Here is a 5,028-nt window from a genome sequence, read left to right on the forward strand (position 1 = left end):
TGATGAAGCCGATGATCTGCTCTTCGGTGTATCTGCTTTTTCTCATGTCCGCCATTTTCCTGGGTTGGCGGACTTCTCTCTTTTACGATGGTACGGCTGGGTGGGGGCAGGTCAATCGGGCAGCGCGCGCAAGGCTTGACCGGCTTGAGTCGGGCCACGCCCTGGTCGGTGCTGACCTGCAGCTCATCCAGCCGGTCCTCGTCATGGGCGGCCAACGTTTCAGATGCGGGCCCCAGAGCGGCGCCAAGCACGATGTTGGGACGAAAACGCTGCATGGTGACGGGTGCGCCGCCGGCGGCCTGCAACCGGTCATTGAGCCCGGTCAGCGAGGCCTCGCTGAGCACCAGCAAGGGGTAACCATCGCTGAACTGGTTCAGCGCTTGCACGCCGCCGGTCCAGCGCGTGCTGGACGGGCGTTTGTGTTCGGGATCGAACCGCACCAGTCGCAGCTTCGCGCCGAGGAAGTCGCTGAACCACTGGGCAGCCACAGCACCCATGTCGTAGGCCTGGACCTCGTCATTCCAGACCTTGACGCGCACCGGCTCTTGCACCTGATCCAGCGCGATGTGCAGCGCCAGCATGCCGGGCGCGCGCAGCACCATGTCCTGGGTCTTGAGCTGCGGCCGGATCAGCGCCATGCGTGGCAGCTCGCGCTGCGTCACAAATTCGCCCCGCTCGTCGACGACCATCCAGGCGCGGTCGAACTCCAGCCCGGTCTCGGTCAAGATGGCTTCCGGCATCTGCACCCCGGCACAGGATTTGACAGGGTAGACCCATAAGGCGCTGATGACTGCACGGACATCGGCGTGCGCTGCACCGGCTGCTTCACTCAATGATTCACTCACTTGACCCGTCCTTTAAAATAATAGAGCCCCCACGTTCGCTCGCTTCGCGTAGCTCTCTGCCCCCCGAGGGGGCGCATTTTCCTTGGGGTGGCCCGGCGGAAAAACCTGTCTCCTGGCGACACTCCATTTCTCTGCTCGCTGCCTGATGGGAAATCGTCAAAGAATGCGATTTTGCACCGCCTTCTAAAATGGGCCATGTCCAAGCCTTTTGATGTCTGTATCCGCGGCGGCGGCGTGGTCGGCCGCACCCTGGCCCTGCTGCTGGCGCGCGATCGCCTGCGCGTGGCGCTGGTCGCCCGTCCGCCATCGGACAGCCTGGCCGCGCCGCCTGTCCAGGATGTGCGCGCCTACGCGCTGAACAGCGCCTCGCGGCAACTGCTGGAATCGCTGCGCGCCTGGCCCGAGGGGTCCGCGGCCACCGCGGTGAAGGACATGCAGGTCTGGGGCGACGATGGCGGACACCTCGAATTCAGCGCTGAAAAAGGCGGCACGGCCCTGGCCTGGATCGTTGATGTGCCCGCGCTCGAGCAGCAACTGACCGACGCCGTGCGTTACCAGCCGCAGATAGAAACCGTGCCGGCACCAGTGCCGGCCGCGCTCAGCGTGGTCTGCGAAGGCAAGGCCAGCAGCAGCCGCAATGAATTCGGCGCTGCCTGGACCATCAAGCCCTACCCGCAAAAAGCCATTGCCGCGCGCCTGCAGAGCGACCTGCCGCACCACGGTGTGGCGCGGCAGTGGTTCAGTCAGGGCGAAGTGCTGGCTTTTTTGCCGATGGGTGGTGATCAGGGGAACTCTCTGGCACTGGTCTGGTCTGTCTCTGTGGAGCGAGCTGCCTCGCTGGAAAGGCTGTCTCCCGACGAGTTTTCGGCAGCGGTGCAACTGGCTTGCGGCGCCGAAGCCGGCCGGCTGCAACTTGCCAGTGGCCGCTCCAGTTGGCCGCTGGCATTGGCCACAGCCAACCGCTGGGTGGGGCCGGGTTGGGTGCTGGCAGGTGATGCGGCCCACACCGTGCATCCGCTGGCCGGCCAGGGCCTGAACCTGGGGTTGGCTGATGCTGCAGAGCTGGCGGGGGTGCTTCATGCGCGCGAGTACTGGCGTGGCCTGGGGAACGAGAAGCTGCTGCGTCGTTACGAGCGGGCGCGCAAGGCCGACGTCGCTGCGATGGGCGTGGTGACCGACGGTCTGCACAGCCTGTTTGCGCAGACCGATGTGCGCTGGCAGGCCCTGCGCAACTGGGGCATGACGGGTTTTGCGAAAAGCGGGCCGTTCAAGCAATGGGTGACGCGGCAGGCCATGGGTAAGAATTAACAAGGACTGGAAGAAACAATGAAGTTGCTGAGAAACATCGCCGCCTGCGGCCTGCTGGTCCTGGGCCTGGGCGCCGCTGTTGCCCAGGAAGCGGCGATACGCAAGAACCTGGCTGAACGCCTGCCCAGTCTGCCGCCCATCGAGGAAGTCAGCAAAGCCCCCATGAACGGGCTCTATGAGATTCGCGTCAGTGGCAACGAGATTTTTTACACCGATGCCGAAGGCAATTTCCTGATCCAGGGCAATCTGATCGACACCAAACAGCGGCGCAACCTGACCGAAGAGCGCGTCGACAAGCTCAATGCGGTCGCCTTCGACACTTTGCCGCTGAAAGACGCCTTCACCATCGTGCGCGGCAACGGCAAGCGCAAGCTGGCCGTGTTTGAAGACCCGAACTGCGGCTACTGCAAGCGCTTTGAGCGCGACATGCAGAAGGTCAGTGACGTGACGGTCTACATGTTCCTCTATCCCATCCTGAGCCGCGACTCCGCCGAAAAATCCAGAAACATCTGGTGCGCCAAGGACCAGGGCAAGGCCTGGCAGGACCTCATGCTGCGCGACCAACCCGTCGCCACGGCGAGTTGCGACAGCAGCGCCTTGGCCCGAAACATCGAGTTCGGCAAGAAGTACCGGATCACCGGCACCCCTACGCTGATTTTTGCCGACGGTACACGGGTGCCCGGCGCCATCAGCTCGCAACAGCTTGAAAAGCACCTCAGCGACGCCAAGGCCCCGTAAAACGGGTATCGGGCCAAATGACAGGCATCAAAAGTGCCTCTAGCCCCCGACTGGTGGGCGTAAGCAGCTCCTTTTTTGATAGCATTTTTGGGTTGCCGGATGTCGGCTATTCTTGATTCATGCCAAAAACCCGTGCTCCTGCTTCCGTCCTGCCGGCGACGCCGGCCTCCGGCCTGACCCACCGCATTGAAATCGCCGATCTGCACGCGCACCTGTTTCGCGTCACGCTGACGATCCCGCAACCCGCCGCGCTGCAGCGGCTCAGCCTGCCGGTGTGGATCCCGGGCAGCTACCTGGTGCGCGAGTTCGCCAAAAATCTGCAAGGCCTGCGTGCCCGGCAGGCGGCGCGTGCCCTGCCTGCTGCGCAGTTGCGGCAACTCGACAAATGCAGCTGGGAAGTCCGCTGCAACCCGGACAAGCCGCTGCAATTGAGCTACGAGGTGTATGCCAACGACAACTCGGTGCGTACCGCCTGCCTTGACGCGCGGCGTGGGTTTTTCAACAACAGCTCGCTGTGTCTGCGCGTTGATGGGCAGACGCACAAGCCGCAAACGCTGGAAATAGTGGCTTCGCCGGCTACGGCCGGCTGGTCGGTGGCCACCGGTTTGGCACCCATAAAAGTCAACAACCAGGGTTACGGCAGCTACCTGGCGGCCGACTATGACGAACTGGTGGACTGCCCGGTTGAAATGGGTCCCTTCTGGAGCGGGAGCTTCAGCGCCTGCGGCGTGCCGCACCGCTTTGTGGTGTCCGGCGCCGCCCCCGGTTTTGACGGTACACGTTTGTTGGCCGATACAAAAAAGATCTGCGAGACGCAGATCCGTTTCTGGCACGGCAAGCGCAAGCCGCCGTACAAGAGCTACCTGTTCATGCTCAACGCGGTGGACGATGGCTACGGCGGGCTGGAGCACCGCAACTCCACCGCATTGATCTGCAACCGAAAGGACCTGCCGCGCCTGCGCGAAAGCAAACTGCCCGAGGGTTACACCACGCTGCGCGGGCTGATCAGCCATGAGTATTTCCACACCTGGAATGTCAAGCGCCTGCGACCGGCAGAGTTTGCCGGTTACAACTACAGTACCGAAAATTACACCCAGCTTCTGTGGTTCTTCGAAGGCTTTACCAGCTACTACGATGACTTGATGCTGCGCCGTGCCGGCCTGATCGACGATGCAGCTTACCTGCGGCTGCTCAACAAGACCATCAACCAGGTCCTGCAGACACCGGGGCGGCTGGTGCAATCGGTGGCACAGGCCAGCTTTGATGCCTGGGTCAAGTACTACCGCCAGGATGAAAACACGCCCAACGCCACCGTCAGCTATTACACCAAGGGCGCGCTGGTGGCCTTGTGCTTCGACCTGAGCCTGCGCAGCGACAGCGGCGCGGGAGGACCGGCGAATCTTGACGAGGTCATGCGCGCCCTGTGGTTGCGCTGCAAGGCGGGACCGATGAGCGAGGCTGATTTTGCGACAGCGCTTGAGGACGTCAGCGGGCGCTCCTGGGCGACAGAGATTGCCGCCTGGGTCCATGGCACCGGTGAGTTGCCGCTGGAGACACTGCTCAAGCGCCACGGTGTGGGGGTGTTGCAGGAGCCTGCGCAGATCGCCCAGGTGCTGGGCTTGCGGGTGCTGGAAAACGGCAGCGTCCAGATCAAGACCGTGCTGCGCGGTGGTGCGGCAGAACGGGCCGGTTTCTCCGCCGGCGACGAATGGCTGGGTATGGAGCCCTCTACCCCCGGCAAAAAAAATCCATCATCTGCTGGTTGGCGCCTGAGCAAGCTGGAAGACCTCACGCTGTACGCCGGCCCGCACAAGACCATTCAGGCGCTGGTGGCACGCGACAAACAGTTGCTGCGCCTGCCGCTCACGCTGCCGCCAGAAGTCACCACCTGGCGCTTGGTGCTGCGTGATGCTGCGCTCGCTGACCGCTGGCTCGCCGGTCCGAATTGAATCTGGAAGCCAGCCTGAACAGGCCAGATTTTCTGCCGACTGCTCCGATCAGCACAACCTCAGGGGGGGGCGGGAAGCGACACGACTGTGGGAGTCCTGTCTTCACAAGCAGGGCCGCGGGTCCGGCTTTGCCGGCCCGCAGGCGCAGCGGCCCCCTCGGGGGCAGGGAGCTACACGCAGTGAGCGAC

At 63.3% G+C, this 5,028-nt stretch carries 4 protein-coding genes; 3 read left to right on the forward strand and 1 reads right to left on the reverse strand.

Annotated elements, in window-relative coordinates:
- On the reverse strand, positions 1 to 845 hold an 845-nt coding region (locus tag H0W47_RS18175; RefSeq protein ID WP_296926962.1), incomplete at its 3' end, for an MOSC N-terminal beta barrel domain-containing protein.
- A 195-nt stretch (positions 846 to 1,040) separates the two neighbouring features.
- Here H0W47_RS18175 and H0W47_RS18180 point away from each other — a divergent pair.
- The 3 genes from H0W47_RS18180 (at position 1,041) to H0W47_RS18190 (ending at position 4,840) form a co-directional block, all read left to right on the forward strand.
- Positions 1,041 to 2,153 (forward strand): FAD-dependent monooxygenase, encoded by a 1,113-nt coding sequence (locus H0W47_RS18180; RefSeq protein WP_296926964.1) that lies wholly within the window; start codon positions 1,041 to 1,043, stop codon positions 2,151 to 2,153.
- A gap of 18 nt (positions 2,154 to 2,171) precedes the next feature.
- Positions 2,172 to 2,891, forward strand: a complete 720-nt coding sequence (locus tag H0W47_RS18185; RefSeq protein WP_296926966.1) for a DsbC family protein — start codon at positions 2,172 to 2,174, stop codon at positions 2,889 to 2,891.
- Positions 2,892 to 3,010: 119 nt separating this feature from the next.
- Complete coding sequence (locus H0W47_RS18190; protein WP_296926968.1) at positions 3,011 to 4,840, forward strand: peptidase M61; 1,830 nt, start codon at positions 3,011 to 3,013, stop codon at positions 4,838 to 4,840.
- Positions 4,841 to 5,028: the final 188 nt, after the last annotated feature.

It is taken from the genome of Polaromonas sp. (genome assembly GCF_013817205.1).
Lineage (GTDB): Bacteria > Pseudomonadota > Gammaproteobacteria > Burkholderiales > Burkholderiaceae_C > Polaromonas.

Coding starts and splice junctions, on each gene's coding strand:
- H0W47_RS18180 (WP_296926964.1), top strand. CDS start 1,041: ATGTCCAAGCCTTTTGATGTCTGTATCCGCGGCGGCGGCGTGGTCGGC.
- H0W47_RS18185 (WP_296926966.1), top strand. CDS start 2,172: ATGAAGTTGCTGAGAAACATCGCCGCCTGCGGCCTGCTGGTCCTGGGC.
- H0W47_RS18190 (WP_296926968.1), top strand. CDS start 3,011: ATGCCAAAAACCCGTGCTCCTGCTTCCGTCCTGCCGGCGACGCCGGCC.